Annotated in this window: 19 protein-coding genes; 7 read left to right on the forward strand and 12 right to left on the reverse strand. The window is 70.1% G+C overall.

Annotated features, from left to right (window positions below; genetic code table 11):
• The 4 genes from ACZ4S3_RS12395 (at position 1) to ACZ4S3_RS12410 (ending at position 3,830) form a co-directional block, all read left to right on the forward strand.
• On the forward strand, positions 1-789 hold the full coding sequence (locus ACZ4S3_RS12395; RefSeq protein ID WP_467931205.1) for an NADH-quinone oxidoreductase subunit B family protein: 789 nt from the start codon (positions 1-3) through the stop codon (positions 787-789).
• A complete protein-coding gene (locus tag ACZ4S3_RS12400) occupies positions 786-2,156 on the forward strand; it encodes a Ni/Fe hydrogenase subunit alpha (protein WP_467931209.1) in 1,371 nt (456 codons plus the stop codon). The genes ACZ4S3_RS12395 and ACZ4S3_RS12400 overlap by 4 nt, the downstream gene beginning before the upstream one ends.
• Before the next feature lie 142 nt (positions 2,157-2,298).
• Positions 2,299-2,958 carry a CBS domain-containing protein gene (locus ACZ4S3_RS12405; RefSeq protein WP_467931214.1) on the forward strand — a complete coding sequence of 220 codons (660 nt, stop codon included), beginning with the start codon at positions 2,299-2,301 and terminating at the stop codon, positions 2,956-2,958.
• A complete protein-coding gene (locus ACZ4S3_RS12410; protein WP_467931219.1) occupies positions 2,955-3,830 on the forward strand; it encodes a universal stress protein in 876 nt (291 codons plus the stop codon). The genes ACZ4S3_RS12405 and ACZ4S3_RS12410 overlap by 4 nt, the downstream gene beginning before the upstream one ends.
• A gap of 22 nt (positions 3,831-3,852) precedes the next feature.
• Here the strand turns inward: ACZ4S3_RS12410 and ACZ4S3_RS12415 are convergent, their stop codons facing one another.
• Together ACZ4S3_RS12415 and ACZ4S3_RS12420 are read right to left on the reverse strand one after the other, a co-directional pair.
• Positions 3,853-4,110 (reverse strand): acyl carrier protein, encoded by a 258-nt coding sequence (locus ACZ4S3_RS12415; protein WP_467931223.1) that lies wholly within the window; start codon positions 4,108-4,110, stop codon positions 3,853-3,855.
• The gene (locus tag ACZ4S3_RS12420) at positions 4,107-5,450 is read right to left on the reverse strand and encodes a dihydrolipoamide acetyltransferase family protein (RefSeq protein ID WP_467931227.1); all 1,344 of its coding nucleotides are present in this window, start codon (positions 5,448-5,450) and stop codon (positions 4,107-4,109) included. The genes ACZ4S3_RS12415 and ACZ4S3_RS12420 overlap by 4 nt, the downstream gene beginning before the upstream one ends.
• A 50-nt stretch (positions 5,451-5,500) precedes the next feature.
• Between ACZ4S3_RS12420 and ACZ4S3_RS12425 the strand changes: the two genes are divergently transcribed.
• Positions 5,501-6,444, forward strand: a protein-coding gene (locus ACZ4S3_RS12425; protein ID WP_467931231.1) for an IS5 family transposase whose coding sequence is annotated in 2 segments (ribosomal slippage) — positions 5,501-5,893 and positions 5,896-6,444 — 942 coding nt in all. Because the reading frame shifts where the segments join, the coding sequence is not laid out codon by codon here.
• A 313-nt stretch (positions 6,445-6,757) separates the two neighbouring features.
• Entirely contained in the window at positions 6,758-8,044 is a 1,287-nt protein-coding gene (locus ACZ4S3_RS12430; protein ID WP_467931235.1) for an MFS transporter, read from the forward strand.
• Between the two features lie 130 nt (positions 8,045-8,174).
• Here the strand turns inward: ACZ4S3_RS12430 and ACZ4S3_RS12435 are convergent, their stop codons facing one another.
• From ACZ4S3_RS12435 to ACZ4S3_RS12480, 10 genes are all read right to left on the reverse strand, one after another.
• Positions 8,175-8,948: an AMP-binding protein gene (locus tag ACZ4S3_RS12435; protein ID WP_467931239.1), complete on the reverse strand. Its 774-nt coding sequence runs from the start codon at positions 8,946-8,948 to the stop codon at positions 8,175-8,177.
• Between the two features lie 122 nt (positions 8,949-9,070).
• A complete protein-coding gene (locus ACZ4S3_RS12440) occupies positions 9,071-9,694 on the reverse strand; it encodes a V-type ATP synthase subunit D (RefSeq protein ID WP_467931244.1) in 624 nt (207 codons plus the stop codon).
• Entirely contained in the window at positions 9,691-11,103 is a 1,413-nt protein-coding gene (locus ACZ4S3_RS12445; RefSeq protein WP_467931248.1) for a V-type ATP synthase subunit B, read from the reverse strand. The genes ACZ4S3_RS12440 and ACZ4S3_RS12445 overlap by 4 nt, the downstream gene beginning before the upstream one ends.
• Complete coding sequence (locus ACZ4S3_RS12450) at positions 11,100-12,857, reverse strand: V-type ATP synthase subunit A (RefSeq protein ID WP_467931252.1); 1,758 nt, start codon at positions 12,855-12,857, stop codon at positions 11,100-11,102. Before ACZ4S3_RS12450 ends, ACZ4S3_RS12445 begins: the two co-directional genes overlap by 4 nt.
• Positions 12,845-13,369, reverse strand: a complete 525-nt coding sequence (locus ACZ4S3_RS12455; protein WP_467931254.1) for a hypothetical protein — start codon at positions 13,367-13,369, stop codon at positions 12,845-12,847. Before ACZ4S3_RS12455 ends, ACZ4S3_RS12450 begins: the two co-directional genes overlap by 13 nt.
• A complete protein-coding gene (locus ACZ4S3_RS12460; RefSeq protein WP_467931259.1) occupies positions 13,366-13,587 on the reverse strand; it encodes a hypothetical protein in 222 nt (73 codons plus the stop codon). The genes ACZ4S3_RS12455 and ACZ4S3_RS12460 overlap by 4 nt, the downstream gene beginning before the upstream one ends.
• Positions 13,588-13,589: 2 nt before the next feature.
• Positions 13,590-14,009 carry an ATP synthase subunit C gene (locus ACZ4S3_RS12465; protein WP_467931263.1) on the reverse strand — a complete coding sequence of 140 codons (420 nt, stop codon included), beginning with the start codon at positions 14,007-14,009 and terminating at the stop codon, positions 13,590-13,592.
• Positions 14,006-15,379 carry a V-type ATPase 116kDa subunit family protein gene (locus ACZ4S3_RS12470; RefSeq protein ID WP_467931268.1) on the reverse strand — a complete coding sequence of 458 codons (1,374 nt, stop codon included), beginning with the start codon at positions 15,377-15,379 and terminating at the stop codon, positions 14,006-14,008. Before ACZ4S3_RS12470 ends, ACZ4S3_RS12465 begins: the two co-directional genes overlap by 4 nt.
• Before the next feature lie 19 nt (positions 15,380-15,398).
• On the reverse strand, positions 15,399-16,319 hold the full coding sequence (locus ACZ4S3_RS12475) for a hypothetical protein (protein WP_467931272.1): 921 nt from the start codon (positions 16,317-16,319) through the stop codon (positions 15,399-15,401).
• Entirely contained in the window at positions 16,301-16,789 is a 489-nt protein-coding gene (locus ACZ4S3_RS12480; protein WP_467931276.1) for a hypothetical protein, read from the reverse strand. Before ACZ4S3_RS12480 ends, ACZ4S3_RS12475 begins: the two co-directional genes overlap by 19 nt.
• A gap of 211 nt (positions 16,790-17,000) precedes the next feature.
• Between ACZ4S3_RS12480 and ACZ4S3_RS12485 the strand changes: the two genes are divergently transcribed.
• Entirely contained in the window at positions 17,001-17,888 is an 888-nt protein-coding gene (locus ACZ4S3_RS12485) for a universal stress protein (RefSeq protein WP_467931281.1), read from the forward strand.
• The last annotated feature ends 9 nt before the right edge of the window (positions 17,889-17,897 follow it).

Raw genomic sequence — 17,897 nt, forward strand, 5'->3', positions numbered from 1 at the left:
ATGGCAGCCACCGCCGACTGGCGACCGCAGCTGGCCGTGTGGAAGTTCGCGTCCTGCGACGGCTGCCAGCTCACCCTGCTCGACTGCGAGGACGAGCTCCTCGGTATCGCCGAGCGGGTGGAGATCACCCACTTCCTCGAGGCGTCCAGCAATCCCGGCCCGGGGCCGTACGACCTGTCCTTGGTCGAAGGGTCCGTCACCACCGCACAGGACGCCGAGCGGATCCAACACATCCGCGCCGCCTCCCGCCACCTGGTCACCATCGGTGCCTGCGCCACCGCGGGCGGCGTCCAGGCACTGCGCAACTACGCCGACGTAGCGGAGTTCCAGGCCGCGGTCTACGCCCGGCCGGACTACATCGACACCCTCGCCACCTCCACCCCCATCAGCGCCCATGTCCCCGTCGACTTCGAACTGCGCGGCTGCCCCATCGACCGCGGCCAACTCATCGAGGTCATCACCGCCTACCTCGCCGACCGGACGCCCGATGTACCCGCCCACAGCGTGTGCTTCGAATGCAAGCGGCGCGGCACCACCTGTGTGACCGTTGCGCACGGCACCCCCTGCCTGGGACCCGTCACCCACGCCGGGTGCGGCGCGCTGTGCCCCGCCTACGGGCGGGGCTGCTATGGCTGCTTCGGCCCCTCGAACTCGATCAACTTCCCCTCCTTCATTCCGCTGTTGCGCCGCGACGGCATGGACACCCTCGACGTGGTGCGAGTGCTCCGTACCTTCAACACCGCCGCGCCGGAATTCGATGCAGCCTCACGGAAGGAACTGCCCGGGTGACCCACCGCGAAGCGAAGGTGCTGCGGGTGTCCTCGCTCGCCCGGGTCGAAGGCGAAGGCGCGCTGCAGCTGCGCCTCCACGACGGTGAGGTGGCCGAGGCGGGGCTGAAGATCTATGAACCCCCGCGTTTCTTCGAGGCGTTCCTGCGCGGACGCTCCTACACCGAGCCGCCAGACATCACCTCGCGGGTGTGCGGAATCTGCCCGGTCGCCTACCAGATGAGCGCCTGCCGCGCGATCGAGGACGCCTGTGGCATCGTCGTGGACGGGCAACTGGCCGCGCTGCGCCGACTCCTCTACTGCGGCGAATGGATCGAGAGCCAGAGCCTGCACATCTACATGCTGCACGCCCCGGATTTCCTCGGTGTCGACAGCGTCATCGACCTCGCCCGGACCCACCTCACCCACGTCGAGCAAGGCCTCCGGCTCAAGCAGGCCGGCAACGCCATCATGGAACTGCTCGGCGGCCGCGCCATCCACCCCATCAACGTCCGCATCGGCGGCTTCCACCGGGTACCGACCAGATCGGAACTGCGGCCCCTGACAGAACGGCTCAAACGCGCCAGGCACGACGCTGAGGCGACGGCGCGATGGGTGGCCGGCTTCGACTTCCCCGATGCCGGGATCGACACCGAGCTCTTCGCGCTCACCGAACCCGGCACCTACGCCATCGACTCCGGCACCCCTACCGCGATGGCGGCCCCGAGCACCGCAGGACTGCCCGCGGATACCGACCGCGCCCTGCCCACCCGCACCTTCCCCCTCCCAGCTTTCCCCGACCACGTCGTCGAGACTCAGGTGCGGCACTCCACCGCTCTGCACTCCACGCTCGACGGCCGGCGCCACCTCACCGGCACGCTCGCCCGCTACGCCGTGAGCGGCCGCTGGCTGCCACCCGACGTGCTCCGCGTAGCACGGGAGGCCGGACTGGGTGACCCCCGCGAGGGCACGGTGTGCCGCAACCCGTTCCGCAGCATCATCGTCCGTGCCATCGAGGTGCTGTACGCGGTCGACGAAGCGCTGCGCCTCATCGACGCCTATGAGCCCCCGCCCCGCTCGTACGTCGACGTGCCCGCGCGGGCGGGCATCGGACACGGCGCGACGGAGGCACCCCGCGGCCTCCTCTACCACCGCTACACCCTCGACGCCGACGGCACCGTCACCGAAGCCGCCCTGGTCCCGCCCACCGCCCAGAACCAGGCCGCGATCGAGCAGGACCTGCGCCGCACGGTGCAAGAACGCCTCGGCGTCGGCCCCCACCCCACCGACGCCGAGCTGACCGCCCTGTGCGAACGGGTGATCCGTAACCACGATCCGTGCATCTCCTGCTCCACCCACTTCCTCGATCTGACGATCGCCCGCGAGTGACGACGCGCGGGCCCACCAGGCCCAGTGGGGTCCCACCCGGCCCTACCGAGGAGCTCCGGGGAGCGGCAGGCTCGGCAGCAGGACACCGGCCGGTGAGCCCAAGAACCCCAGACCAGACGTATCCCGGAAGGACCGGCCCGAGATGAGGCATCGCAGCGTTGCCGATCTGATGACGCCCAACGCCGTCGTCGTCCAGCCGGGCACCCCGTTCAGGGAGATTGCGCACCTGCTCGAGGAGTACGACATCACCGCCGTGCCGGTCATCGACGAGGACGAGCGGCCGGTGGGCGTCGTCTCCGAAGCCGATCTGCTGCGCCGGCATACCGACAAGCTCGGACCGAGTACCGCCGAAGCGATCATGACCAGCCCCGCTGTGGTGGCGCGCCCCGAGTGGAGCGTGGTCCGGGCGGCCAGAACGATGGAAGAGAAGAAGGTCAAACGACTGCCCGTGGTCGACGACTCGGGCCGTCTCATCGGTGTGATCAGCCGCCGTGACCTCGTGCAGCTCTTCCTACGGCGCGACCGGGCGATCCAGGAAGAGATCCTGGAGGACGTGCTCACCCGCACGCTGGGTGTCGCACCGTCCGCCGTCACGGTCGATGTAGCTCATGGCACGGTGACGCTCAGCGGGACCTTGGAGCGCAAGAGCCTCGTCCCCATCGCTGTTCGGCTGTGCGAAAGCGTCGACGGCGTGGTCGAGGTGAACGACCGGCTCACCTTCCTGCAGGACGACACCGTCACCCAGGCAGCGGAGCCGCCCCGACCTGTCCAGGGCCTGCCTTCGGAAGGAGAGGGAGCATGACCAGCTACGACGCACACAAACCGGTGGTGGTGGGGGTCTCCCGTGCGGCGACGGCCGGAAGGGCGGTGGACTGGGCGGCGGATGCCGCGGCCAGGCGAGGGAGCCCGCTGTGCTTGGTACATGCGCAGGAGTGGCCACCCGGGACCACCCCGAAAGCCCGTCACGATGTGCCGGAGCAGGTCTGGGCAACGCATTTCCGCGCCGGCGGGCAGTCACTCCTGAACGAGCAGCGGGAGTCGGCAGCGGAGCGCGTACCTGGACTGGAGATCACCACGAAACTGTTCGACGGGCACCCGGCGTCCGTTCTGCGCGAGGTGGCCGAGGAAGCTTCCCTGCTGGTGGTAGGCGTTCATCGGGTGTCCGGGCCGGGCGAGATCGTCACCTTCGGTGGTATCGGGCCGGCCCTCGTCGGGCACCCTCTGTGTCCGGTCGTGCTCGTCATGGAGCCGGCACACGGCGACCCGCTCGGGCCGGTCATGGTGGGTGTGGACGGTTCCGCGGCATCGGCGCCTGCGGTGTCGTTCGCCTTCTCGGAGGCCGCCGCGTGGGACGCGGACCTGTTGGCGGTGCAGGTACGCCGCCCACGCCACGGCGATTGGCCCGAGGACCTGGAAGAGTCTGCCATCGACATCTCCGAGGCGCTCGCCGGTTGGCGGGAGAAGTACCCGCAGGTCATGGTGCGAGAGCAGGTTATGGTCGGAAACCCGGCGGTGAAATTGGCCGAGGCGGCCGCGGACGCGCGCTGCCTGGTCGTGGGGACACGCGGCGTGGGCGGGTTCCGCGGCATGGTGCTCGGTTCGACCAGCCGCACCCTCTCGCACATGGCGCCCGGTTCCCTCGTCGTCGTACCGGGGGCGGCCGCATCGGGGTGACTGCCGTCTGGTGAACTGCCGTTCAGAGAGGCACGCCCTGGGTGCGTTCGGCCAGGAACCGCGTACAGCCGTCCAGGGTGGTCAGGCGCGGGGTGTCCTCGTCGTCGATGCGGATTCCCGTGCGCCCGCTGAGGATCTCGACAAAGCTGAGGAAGTCCAGTGAGTCCATTTCGAGAGTGTCCCTGAAGGTGCTGTCGGGCCGTAGCGTGCTGAGGTCGGCCCCCGGGATAACTTCCTCGATGGCATCTCGCACCACGTTCTGCGCTTCGTCGCGATTCATAGGTCCTCCGGATGCTGCAAGAGGCGGTCGACGGCCGTCAGATAGCGGGCGCCGGCGATGCCGTCGCTTGCCCGGTGGTCAGCCGACAGGGTGACGGTGACCTGGGGGCGTACTCCGATCATTCCTCCTACGGCGCACGGCCGCTCGACGACGCGGCCGAAGCCGACGAGCGCCACCTGGGGCGGGTGGATGACACCGAATACGGTCTCCACGCCCTGGTCGCCGAGACTGGTGACGGTGAGGGTCGCCGTGGAAATTTCGGAGCCGCGCAGCCTGCCGCCACGGGCGCGGCTCACCAGATCTTTCAGCTTGGCCATCAGCTGTCCGAGCTCAAGGCGGTCGGCGGCGTGGAGCGCGGGCGCGATGAGCCCGCCACCGCGCAAAGACACGGCCACCCCCAGGTGCACGCCGTCGCCCGGGACGAAATGGTCCTCGGACCAGAAGCCGTTGACCTCGGGAACTTCCCGGGCCGCGAGGGCTGCCGCCTTCAGCAACAAGGCTGCGGGCAAAAGTCGTTCGGCGACTGGGTAGCGCCGGTTGTGGTCGTGCAGCCAGTCCGTCGCCGTGGCCATATCGACCGTCGTGGCCAGGTAGTAGTGGGGTATCTCGCGGTTTGCCCGTGCCATGAGGTCGGCGATCGCCTGGCGAGCGCTGGTCGTGCTGAGCGCGGTGCGCGAGGGTGCTGCTGCGCCGGGGGTGGGGGAGGGCGAGGGAGCGTGGCCCTCGGCGGCCTCGCGCACGTCCGCGGCGCGCACGGCACCGCGCTGTCCGGTACCCGTCAACGTACCCAGGTCCACGGCGAGTTCTCCGGCGAGCCGCCGGGCGAGCGGAGTCGCCCGGACCCGCGGCGGCCGGGCGGCGGAGCCGACGGCCCGGTCGATGTCCGTCCGCGTGATACGGCCGCCGGGGCCCGAGCCTTCAAGGGTCTGCAAGTTGATGCCTCGTTGCTCGGCGAGGTGACGGATCAGCGGGCCCGCTTCGGCGTGTCCGCCGTCGGCGGAGGCCGGGGCAACCGCGGGTTTACTCTTCGGCATTCGCTCGGTTGCGGTCGGTCGGGATTCGCCGCGGGCGGGCGTACGAGCCTTCGTGCGCTCTGCGGCCGCGTCCGCTTTCGCGCGCTTCTTCGGCCGGGACCTGGCGGCCGTCGTTTCGATGAGGGCGAGAGGTGCGCCCACGGGCACCGTCGTACCCGGCTCCACGAGCAACCGTCCCACCGTTCCGGCCTCGAAGCACTCCACCTCGATGGCGGACTTCGCCGTCTCGACGACTGCGACCGGGTCTCCCTTGGAGACCTGGTCACCGGGCGTCACCAGCCACTCCTGGAGTACCCCCTCGTCCATGTCGGCGCCTAGGCCGTGTCTCTTTGATCAGGTGGTTCGTTGTTCTGGTCATGCTCAGCAGGGGGGATCTGACTGACGCCGAGTGGGCTGTGCTGGAGCCGCTGCTGCCGGTGAGCAACAACCGATGCGGTCGCTGGCGGGATCACCGTCAAGTGATCAACGGGATCATTCACCGGCTCGGCACCGGGGTGCAGTGGCGTGAACTGCCCGAACGCTTCGGCCCGTGGAAGACGGTCCACAAGCGGCATTTGCTGTGGTCAGCCGACGGCACCTGGGAGATGCTCCTCCAGCATGTCCAGGCCGCTGCCGCTGCCGACGCCGACGGCGACCTCGACTGGAACGTCAACATCGACTCGACCTACGTGCGGGCCCACCAGCACGCCGCCGGCGCTCCCAAGAAGCCGCCACCCACCCCAACCAGCTCTTCAAAAGGGGGACCACAAAGATCGGTTCATCTGCACGCGCACATCACCCTGCGGCTCCTGCTGTAGGAGGCGGTGCGCCAGGTGAGGCCCTCGGCCGCTCCCGCGGCGGGCTGACCACCAAGATCCATGTCGCCGCGGAGGGCCGCTGCCGCCCGCTGTCCCTGCTCATCACACCGGGGCAGCGGGCGGACTGCACCCAGTTCGAGGCGGTCATGGACAAGATCCGCGTTCCCCGCACGGGGCTCGGGCGTCCCCGTCGCACCCCGGACAGCGTGGGCGCTGACAAGGCGTACAGCAACCGCAAGATCCGCACCTACCTTCGTAAGCGCGGCATCCGGCACGCGATCCCGGAGAAGAAGGACCACAAGGCCGCCCGCCTGCGCAGGGGTTCACGCGGCGGACGGCCTCCGGGCTTCGACAAGGACCGGTACAAAGATCGCAATCAGGTGGAGCGGGCCATCGGCAAGCTCAAGCAGTTCAGAGCCGTCGCCACCCGATACGACAAGCGAGGATACGTCTACCTCGGCACCGTCACCGCCGCCGCTCTCCTCATCTGGCTCCGCTCGTGACAGAAGTTCGTGAGAGGGAAGCACCACTTTCAATAACCGGGCGGGCCGTGTGCAGATTCCCGTTTTCGCTGTGACATTCCCCCAACCCCAGGTGCCTTCTCATCATGGCTCTCACCTGGGCATACTCCACGCCTGCCTCGTCTCAAACCTGGCCGGTGCGGGGGGTGTTGGGAAGGAGCGTCCGTGATCGCTCACCCTCTCAACGATCGGCTCGCTTCTTCGTGATCCTCGCAGCGGAGCCATGCGGCACACCGGCTTCACATGCACATCCCTGATCTCGACACGGCACGATCGACAGACACTGGAGTACAGGGTGAGTCAAGCCCCCACCACGTCAACCGACAGCACACCTGGGGAAATCGGCGACGCAAACCGATCCTGGCTGGTACGGCGAGGGCTGCTGCTGGAGTCCGGCCCCCAGGGGAAGCTGGCCCTCGCCGGCTTCGTCAACCAGCTCGGCACCGCGGCCTTCCTGGCAACCGTGCCGCTGTACGCCCTGAGGGTGATCCACCTGTCCATCGGGCAGGTCGGCCTCGGACTCAGTGTCGCGGGGGTGGTCGGTCTGATCGCCGGCATCCCGGTAGGGCATCTCGCCGACCGCCGCGGCTCGAAGGGCATCTTTCTGATCACTCTGTTGATCCAGGCCCTTTCCATGACGTCGTTGCTGTTCGCCCACTCGTTATGGTTGTTCGTCCTGGCTGTGGCCGTGACGGACCTCGCCGGCTCGTCCGGCGGTGCGGCACGTGGCCCGATGATCCGCCGCTTCGGCGGTGACGAGGTGCCGAAGTTCCGCTCCTACCTGAGATCGGTGGCCATGCTCGCCAGCACGTTCGGCGCGCTGGCGGCCGGTGCGGTGATGCAGATCGACAGCGACTTCGCCTACCGCGCCCTCATCTTCGCCAACGCGCTGACGTTCATCGGCAGTGCCGCCGTCCTGGTCAAGCTGCCCAAGCTCGAACCCCTGCCGTCCCCGCACGAGGAAGGCCGGTGGATCGCGCTCAAGGACAAGCCGTACGTGGCGTTCGTCGTGCTCGACGGCATCATGTGGATCCAGAGCGAGGTGCTGTCCTACGCCCTGCCGCTGTGGGTGGTCCTGCACACGGACGCACCACGATGGTTCGTCGGTCTGGCGATCGCCGTCAACACCGTGATGGTGGTGTTCCTGCAGATGCGGACCAGTCGCGCGGTCAAGGGCGGCACGATCGCCGGCCAGGCCACCCGCCGCGCCGGGCTGGCGTTCCTGATCGGCATGGCGGTCATCGCAACAGCCTCCGGAGTACCCGGCTGGGTCGCCGTGACGATCATGATGGCCGGCGTCGCCATTCATACGGTGGGCTCACTGTGGCATGCGGCCGGTTCACTGGAGCTCCGGTTCCGGCTGGCTCCCGCACACGCCCAGGGCCAGTACTCCGGGGTGTTCGGAATGGGCATGGGCCTGTGCTACATCGTCGCACCGAGCCTGCTGGGCCTGCTCTGCGTGACCTGGGGGACACCCGGCTGGCTCGTGATGGGCGGTGTGTTCGTCGCAGCCGGTCTCGCCATGCCGTACGTGATCCAGTGGGCAGGCCGCAGCCGGGAGATAGCGGACATCGCCGACTGAGCTGCCGCCCAGGGGCTGGGCACTCCTCGATTCGATCGACCACGCCGCGCGCTGACGTCGACTACCGCAATCGCGTGTGAGCAGGAGTAGGAATGACTCTCGATCGGGGAGACACGCCCTAGTGAGGGCATCACGAACTCGGCCATGTCAGTCCACCACCCGGTGCGCCGCCGCGACGATGTCGGCGGTCTGCGGGAGTGCCGCTTCCTCGAGCTGCCGGGCGTACGGAATCGGCACTTCCGCACTGCATACGCGCTCCACCGGAGCGTCCAATTCGTAAAAGGAGTGTTCGGTGAGCCGAGCGGAAACCTCGGCCGCCAGACTGCCGGTGCGCCATGCCTCGTCGACGATCACCGCCCGGTCCCACGATCAGGACGTGTTCCAGGCTGGGCAGGGAAGCCCGGCGGTCGGCGATCTTGCGCCGGTACAGGTCCGCCGTGGTCACCAGAACGCGGCCGTCACCGAGCCGGAGACGCTGAGCGGCCGGGTCCGGGCCGAACGCGGAGAAGAGCGGGCACAGCACGCTGGTGTTCTTGAGGGTGCCCAGCACGGTGGTGTACAGCTCGGGACAGCGGCCGAGCAAGGTGAACACCCGGTCACCGCGGCCCACACCGAGTGACCGCAGCACCTGTGCGAAGCGCGCGGTACGGCGCTTCAGCTCGGCATAGGTGATGGAGGAGATCGAGTCATCGCGTGCGATGCACCGGAGGGCCACCTTCTCTCCCTGAGAGGCCGCGTGCCGGTCGACAGCCTCGTGCGCCATGTTCAGCCCGCCGCCGGGAAGCCCTGCCAGCGCTTCCTTCGCCTGTGACCAGGTGAATGCGGCCCGTGCTCGGTCGTAGTCGGTGAGATTTGGGGCGACGCGCGCCGCGGCGACATCTTTACGGATCGTCTCCCAGGCCATGGCGGTTCCTTCCGGCGCGGGGCCTGTTTCCACGATCCCTGAAGGGCGGCCCGGAACGCATGGGGCCGAAGGGCCCGGAACGGGGGCCGGTAGGCCGCCCGTAGCCTCGGAGGCTCCACTTCCTACTGGCCTGACCCGGAGCCCTTCGCCGCCCAGCGCCGGCGGACCGCGTCCTCGTGCTCCGACTGCTCCAGAGCGAGTTCGACGGCGGCGAGGTCCTGCTGCAGACGGGGAATCCGCAGCCGACGCAGTGCCCTGACCCGCAACCGTGTGCTGCGCACCTGCGCTTCGACCATGCGGGAGGCGGCCGTCGCGGAGCCGTACTCGGCAGCGGCTGCGACTGCGGCGGCGTACGCCGTCCGCGCGTGCACCAGAGCCGTATTGCCGGGGGCCGCCTCGGATGCGGGTTTGATGCCCGCGGAGACGGTCGCGCGGCCCGGGTGCCGTACGCCGAGAGAATCGCCCCACTCCACCGCGACGTCGGCTGCCGATACCCGCGAGGCGGTCCGCAGGGCGCTCTCACCACCGAGTAGCAGTCCGCGCCGCAGCCATGTCCGCGCCTCGCGCATGCCCGCCTCCCAGGCGGCACGGGCGGTTGTCTCGGCCTGCCGTCTGCGGTCCAGTTCGTTCTGCAGGAGGTGCAGCTGCCGGTCGAGCAGGTCGGCGCCGCGCGCGGCGACCTGGAGGCTGTGGCGGAGACGCAGTCGAGCTGCACGGCCGACGGGCGGAGGAGAGGCCGGTGTCACGGCGCGGCCTCGCTCTCCGGGGCGGTGGCTTCGCTAGGGTGACGCGCATCGAGCAACGCGGCCGGAAGCATGCCCAGTTCGCTGCGCGGCAGCGTCAGCAGGACCTGCCAGGCGCGCTCCAGGGATTCGTCCAGAGTCAGCCTCTGGTCGCGCCGTTGGTGCAGAAAGCTGTGCAGGAAAGCCGGATACATGACGAGGTAGTGGCGGTCGGCCGGGCTCAGGGCGGACTCTCCGGCGAGATCGGCGAGTTCACCGGCCTGCCGGGCGCGGGCGAGAGCGGCAAGGAGTTGCGCCGCCACGTCCAGGTGGTCAGGGCGGGTCCTGCCCGGGCCCGCGCCCTTGCGCATCAGGCGCGAGAGCGAGGACAGGGCGTCCACGGGCGGGTAGACGTCCTGGGCGTGGACCTGTGGAGAGAGCACGACCTGGCCCTCGGTGATGTAACCGGTCAGGTCGGGTACCGGGTGGGTGATGTCGCCCGCGGGCATGGTGAGGACGGGCAGCACCGTGACCGAGCCGGGCCGGTCGATGATGCGCCCGCACCGCTCGTACAGGGAGGCCAAGTCGCTGTAGAGGTATCCGGGGTAGGCGCGGCGGGCCGGGATCTCACCGCGGGCCGCGGACACCTCGCGCAGGGCCTCGGCGTAGGCCGTCATATCCGTCATGATCACCAAGACGTGCCTTCCGCCGGTGAACGCGAGGTGCTCGGCGACGGTGAGTGCCAGGCGCGGTGTGAGGATGCGCTCGATCACCGGATCGTCGGCGGTGTTGAGCAGCAAGGAGAGTTCACCGGCTGCCGAGCGTTCCTCCAGCGCATCGCTGACGAAGAAGGCGTCCGCGTGGGTGAGTCCCATGCCGGCGAAAACGACGCTGAACCGCTCGCCCGCGGTCGTGGCCTGAGCCGCGATCTGCACGGCCAGTTCCAGGTGGGGGAGGCCCGCCACGGAGAAGATCGGCAACTTTTGCCCGCGTACCAGCGTGGTGAGCGCGTCGATGGCGGCAACGCCTGTGAGCACCGGCTCGGCGGGTGGCTGTCGGCGCACCGGGTTGATCGCCACCCCCTCCACCGGCGCCGAAGTCGCTCCGAAGACGGGCGGTCCGCCGTCGAGCGGGGTGCCCTTGCCGTCGCACGTCCGGCCCAGCCAGCCCTCCCCGACGGGGATCCTCAACGGGGACCCGCTGAAGGCGATCCGCAGCGCGGCCGGGTCCATGCCGCTGGTGTTCTCCAGCACCTCGACCACGGCGAGGTCGTCTTTCACCTCCAGTACCACGGCATGCCGGCGTTCCCCCGAGCCGAGGGTGATCGTCACGAACTCGTCCCAGCCGACCCCGGTGACCCCCGCGACGACGACGAGGGGCCCGCGCAACTCCCGCACCGTGGTGTACTCGACGGGCTCGGGATCGGTGGTCACGGCAGATCTTCCAGCACGCCGAGGACCGCGTCACGACTGGCCTCCACCACGGTGGTGTCATCCGGCCCGGCCTCTTCGCGGGCTCTGAGGAGGGCGGTGAAGTCCGCTTGTTCGACGCTTTCGGGCGGGACCCCGGAGACGACGAGGGCGCGGCACCGTTCGACGACGGCGAGCACGGCGTCGACGAGCGCGGCCGTCTTGGCCGGAGTGCTGTGGGCGTCGGTGGGGGATAGAGCGCTCTGTTGCAGGACGGCCTCCCGGACCAGGCGGCCGGCGAGGACGTTGATGCGCTCGTGCGCGGGCAGCGCGGCGATGCCGACCAGATCGACCAGGTCTGCCAGCCGGTCCGCTTCCGCCAGCAGACCGGCCACGGCGGCGCGCCGGCCAGCCGCTTCCCGCTCGGCTCCCGCGGCAGGGCCGCAGGCCAGGACATCGGCGTCACGGGAGAAGGAGTGCGACCACGAAACCGCCGGGTAGTGGCGGGCATAGGCCAGGTCCCGGTCCAGCGTCCACAGGCCGCGCACGAACCGTTCGGTGTGCGAGGTGACCGGCTCGGCCATATCGCCGCCGGGCGGGGAGACCGCACTGATGACCGTCACCGAGCCGGGCCCCGCCCCCAGCGTCGTCACCGCCGCGGCCCGCTCGTAGAACGCCGCGAGGGCGGAAGCCAGGCCGGCCGGATAGCCCTCTTCCGCGGGAAGTGCACCGGTCCGGGAGGCGAACTCCCTGAGGGCCTCGGCCCAGCGGGACGTGGAGTCGGCGATGACCACGACGTCGTACCCCATGTCCCGGAAGTACTCGGCGACGGTGACGCCGGTGTAGACACTGGCCTCGCGAGCCATCATCGGCATGTTGGAGGTGTTGGCGATGATCACTGTGCGGTCGGCGAGGCGCCCTCCGGTCCGCGGGTCGTTCAGCGCCGAGAAATCCGTGATGACATCCGCCATCTCGTTGCCGCGCTCCCCGCAGCCGATGTAAACGATGACATCGGCGTCGCACCACTTGGCGATCTGCTGCAGCAGTACGGTCTTGCCCGTGCCGAAGCCCCCGGGCACCGCGACGGTGCTGCCGCGCGCCACGGGAAAGAGCAGGTCGACCACCCGTTGCCCGGTGGCCAGAGGGGCTCGCGCGGGGACCCGCTCGCGGACCGGACGCGGACGGCGTACCGGCCAGCTGGTCCTGGCCCGGATCTCGACGCTGCCGACGACGGCGAGGACCGCGTCCTCGGGATGTTCCCCTTCGGCAGCTACGAACTCGACTTCGCCCGAGCACCCGGGCGGTACGAGGATGCGGGGCCGCAGGCTGCCGACGACGGCTACCTCACCCACGACGCTCCCTTCCGTCACGTGCCGGCCGTGGGGGACGAACGGGCTGAACAGCCATGTCCGGGTCGGCTCGGAATCCCCACGCGTTCCTGGTGTGAGCCAGTCCCCGGCGGCCGCCAGAGGGCGCAGCAACCCGTCGTACACGCCGCCCAACAGGGCGGGGGACAGTTGCGCGGACACCGGAACACCCAACGCGCGGGCGTGGTGTCCCGGTGCCAGACCACCGGTGTATTCGTAGGCCTGGACCGTGACGCGGGACGTGGTGATCGCGACCACCTCTGCGGGCAGCTGCGATGCGCCGAGCAGAACCATGTCGTTCATGGCGACATCGCCCGTGTACTCCAGCTCGACGAGCGGCCCGGCCACCCGCAGGATGCGGCTGGATCGAGGCCGGGTGGCGCCGCGCCCCGCCGCGGTCAGGTCTTCCACAGGGACTCGATCTCCGTCCCGGCGCGGTCCAGCGCCCGGGCGGCCATGGCGTCGAGGCTGAGGTCGGTGGTGCGGCCGGGAGCCGTACCGACCACGCCCCCGTGCGGATGATCGGTGACGGTGGCGCCGGAGCCCAGGATGCGGCGGGCGCGTTGGGCGAGCCGGTCGCGAACGACGGGATACGTCTCCTCCCGTCGGAAGCCCCGAACGTGTTCGACAACCCGCCTGTGCAAGTCATCGCACGCCTGCGCCTGGGCCCGGAGGAGGTCGCTGCGGGCTTCCCGGCGAGCCTGGGCCAGGGCGGCTTCCGCGTCGTGTGCGCCTTCGGCCTCGCCCTCGAGACGCGCCTCGCGGAGGAGCACCTCGGACTGCGCGCGTGCTGCGGCGATCACCGCCGCGCTGTCGCGGCGTGCGTCGGCGATGAGTTGGTCGGCCTCGGCCCGGGCGGCTTGCAGCAACGCGGCCCGAATGGGATCGAGGGGGTCGGTCGGGACGGTCGGGGTCGCGGTCATGGCGGCATCACCACCGCCAGCGGCTGTGAAGCGTTCAGCGCGTCGGGGCCCAAGGCCGCGGCGGCGGCCGGTGTGAGGATCACCAGGGCGACGTCACCGGGGAGTTCCTGCCAGACGGCGCGGACGCTGTCGGGTGCTTCGGCAGCCCGCACGGTCACGCCTACAAGGGCAAACCCGGAGGTCTTCACCCCTTCCCCGATGGCGACGACGGTACCCATGATCAGGCCTTTCCGATGAGCAGCACGGCGACGACCAGGCCGTAGATGGCAATGCCCTCCGCGAGACCGACGATCACCATGGCGCGGCCGAAGAGTTCCGGGCGTTCGCTCAGCGCGGCCAGTGCCGCGGCACCGGTGTAGGCGACGGCGATGGCCGCCCCGATCGAGGCACCGGCCACAGCGATGGCGGCTCCGATCAACGCCGCGGAGTTCGTGCCGGAAGGGCCGGCCGCGGCTGTCGGCGTGGCCTGTGCGGCACCTCCGCTCAAGGCCACGATCAGCAGGGCCAAGGCTCCCGCCAAGAGCACCAGGTTCGCACCGATGGTGTATCGCAGTGCGCTCTTGCCACGTCGACGCGAGATCGCGTGAGCGGCGCAGAAGACCACGGCGATAACGGGCAGGGTGAGGAGCCAAGTGATCACAACGCGACCTCCGAGCGACGGACCGGAACGTGCCACGGGTGGAAGGGGCGGCCTTGGCCGTCGAAGACCCGGGAGAAGAGTTCGAAGTACTCCAGACGCAGCGCCTGCACGCCGGCCACCAACGCCTCCAGCAGGAAGACGAGCGCATTGCCCAACAGGAAGAGGGCCACGGCCCCCGCCACCCCGACGGGGCCGTGATGGCTCAGCCCCAACGTGCCGCTCCAGACCACCTGGCTGAGTGCCGCATGAGTGAGCCCGAAGGCCGCGAGGCGGGCGAAGGAGACGCCGTTCGAGGCGATGCGAATGACGCCGTCGAAGAGCTGCACAGCGGTCTGGAGAACGCCGGCGATGCCGCGCGCGGTGCTGGTGTAGCTGCCGACCGCAGCCAGGGCGACTCCTCCGAGGGCAAGCACGGCCCCGGCCAGCAGGAGCCAGGTCAGGTGCAGGACGGCACCCGTTGCCAGCCCGGCGAGCCCCAGGAAGGCGGTCCCTCCGGCGATGCCGGAGAGGGCGTACAGCGCACCGGGAAAGCCGCCCTCCCGCCACCGGTTGACGGTCCCCGCCACATATGCGAGGAGGAGGAGAACGGCACCGACCCCCACCGCCGTCAGCAACAGCCGCTCGGGTTGGCGCAGCGGCTCCAGCCATAGGACGGGCACCACACCGGTCGGCCCGAAGAACTCTCCGTAGGCCAGGCCGGCCACCATGCTCGTCACCGCGGCCGCAGCGGCGAAGGGCCAGGCGTCGTGCCATCGGGCGAAGCGGCGGGGACGGCGAAAGTACAGGCCCAGCGAGCCGAGCAGCAGCAGCGCACCGTGCCCGACGTCGCCGAACATCATGCCGAACATCACGGCATACAGAGCCGCGGCGGCCCAGGTGGGGTCGAGGTCGGCGTACGGTGGGGTCCCGTACGTCGTCACCAGAGAGGTGAAGGACCTGCGGACCGGTCCGGTGGTGCGCAGCGCGGTCGGCGGATCGATGCCTCGTGGAGCCCGTAGCGGCACCAGTACGCTGCCGAGGCCGGTCAGGCGTGCATTCACCGCTGTCACCTCGGTGGCCGGGCACCATCCCGCAAGGGCCGCGACGGTCCCGCGGCGCACCGCGTCGTTCAGGCGTTCCGCCAGCTGCGCCTCGCCGGCCAGCAGGTCGGCGTCTCCGACACGGTCCAGGGCCTGCAGATCGGGACGGGCGACGGAGAGCGCCGGTTGAGCCGGAGCCTCGCGCAGCCCCCGTGCACGGGCTGCCGCGGGTGCGCCTTGGGCCTGCCCGGGGCCGCCCACCCTGTCGAGGTCGATGCAGCCGGCGTCGGCGATGCGCACCAGGGATTCCCGTAGAGCGGCGTGCGGGGTCACCAGCGCCACGCGCTGCATGGGGACTGGCGAAAGCTCCTCAGACCAGGGCATCGAAGCCCTCCGGCGGAACGTCGTGGTCGGCGGCGAGTTCCAGCACGGCGCGCGTGCGCCAGGCGTCCGTGGAGAGCACCGCCACAGCTCCCACGACGGGAACCATGTCGTACCGAGCACGGCGCGCCATACGCAGTCCGTCCTGCTCGATGTCCCTCCACCACCGGCCTTCCGCCTGCCACAGGTCGGCCGGGTCATCGATGCCGTGCAATGCCCAGCCGGCCGACGCCGGTAGACGACGGCGGAAATCGCGGTAGGTGGGGGCACGGGCGGTGGTCCCCAGGACACTGGCCGCCGGGCCGTCGGCGGTTGCGGGCAGCGGCCGGTCGTGCACGAACCGTTCTCTGGCGACGAGGAGGGCGGCTCGGCCCGCCGACCAGCGGGCCGCCGGTGGGATCCGCGCGGCGATACGGGCGGCGGCGGTGAGCCGCAGGGTGACGGCCATCGCGGCTGCGGTACCGCCGGGATCGCGCCATGGAGAGGCGGATAGAGCGGCACGCAGCCCCTCGGGCTCCGTCGTGCGGGCGGCCCTGCCCCAAACGGTGGCGAGTGCTCCCAGCGCATAAGGCGGCGGCTCCTCGCCGTTCCCGGCGAGTCGGCGCAGATGCGATTCGATGTTGGCGATCTCAAAGCCGGAGGCCAGCAAGCGGAGGCATTCCACCCCGCGCCGCGGAAGCCAGCCGGCGAGCACCCGCAGATGCCAGAGCAAAGTGGCCGTGACCGCTCGTTGCGCCGCTGGCAGAGGGGTGCCGGGATTCAGCTGTCGGCTGTACGGGGTGGTGCCCAGACCCCGCAGGGCGTCTTCCAGCGTTCCGGCGGTTGCGATCGGTTGGGCGCCGGGTATGCCCAGACGCCGGACCAGCATGCCCCGGGCCCTGGTCACCCCCGCTACCCACGCGGCGCCCATGAGGCCCCTCCCTCCGTACCGCCGGGCGGGCGGGGCTGTCGGTCGGGGAGCCCCAGCTGACGACGCACCTCGGCGGCCACCCGCTCCGCCACGGCCGGCAGGCGTGACTCGGCCCGATGTCTCAGTACGGCGGCGTCACGTCGCCCGGCCGCGCGGATCGCCGCCGCTTCGCGGCGGCCGAGTTCGCTTCGGTGAGCGGCGGCCTGCGTGCGCATGCGGCCGGCACCGCCGACCGCCTCCGCCACGAGCTGTTCCGCTTCTCGTGCGGCGTCCTTCCGGATCTGCTCGGCCTCGTGCCGCGCCGCATCACGAACGGCATCGGCTTGTTCGGAGGTCTGGTCCAACAAGGCGAGGGTGGGGGTCAGCTCTGCGGTCAATTCAGCGGTGCGGTCGGCAGGTACACCGGTGGCCGCCGGTCCCGGTGTGCTGACCGGACGGAAGCGCATCAGGAGCTCACGGAGACGGGCCATGAGCGCTCCTCCCTGTGTGCTGACCTTGCTTCCAGTTTCCATGGAAAGCGGGATATGTCTCCCTCGCATAGGCTGTTGTCACAGGGAGAGCGGCGACGGTCGGAGCCCCGCTCGGCCCTACGCCGAAGCAATGAGCGGCGCAGGCGGTCGACTTGCCGGACGCTGGTCCGGCAAGTTCCGCTGCATTGTCGAGAAGGCTGCGGTAGCGCATATGACGACACCTTCCGGAGGCGGCCGCCCGATCGTTGTGGGCGTGGAATCCCACGCCCACCATCGACTGCCGCTGGCCTGGGCCGCGGACGAGGCGGATCGTCGGGACCTGCCGCTGGTCGTGGTGCACGCACACGGAGTGCCCACGCCGACCGGCACCGAAGGGCATCTTCCGTCCTGGCAGGAGTGGCGGAGCACCGAGCACGGGACGGCTGGGAACACGCTCGCCGAGGCTGTCGCCTTGGCTGAGTCGCGCCATCCGGATCTGCCCATCAGCGGCCTGCTGGCCGAGGGCGAACCCTCCTGGGCCCTGCGCGAGCAGAGCAAGGACGCGGCGATGGTCGTGCTCGGCACCCGCTTCCTCTCGGCCCGGCAGGAGCTCTTCAGCTCCACCGCCGTGGCCCTTCCCGTGATGGCTCACGCCCAATGTCCCGTGGTGGTCGTCCGGGAATGGGAGCATGCGCTCGAGGAAATCCCCTTCCTCGTCGTGGGTGTTGACGGCAGCGCGGCCGCGCAAGCCGCGATGGACTTCGCGTTCGAGGAAGCGGCCCTGAGGCGCGCCCGGCTGCGCGCGGTATCCGTGTGGCATCGGCCGCTGCTCGGCGTCCTCGACGAGGAGGTGGCTCTGCGCGAGTGCCGCGAAATGCTCTACGAAGCGGTCGCGGGACGAAAAGAAGCCCACCCGGACGTCGACCTGCACCATGAGGTGATGACCGGTCACCCGGTGGAAGTCCTCGTCCGCGAGTCACGGCACGCCCTCGCACTGGTCACCGGAACCCGGGGGCTGGGCGGTTTCCCCGGCATGCTCCTCGGCTCGGTCAGCCAGGGAGCGCTGCACCACGCACAGTGTCCGGTCATCGCCGTTCCCCGTACGGACCGGCGCCCTTGACCGCGAGGA

Source organism: Streptomyces sp. NPDC028368, assembly GCF_055565615.1.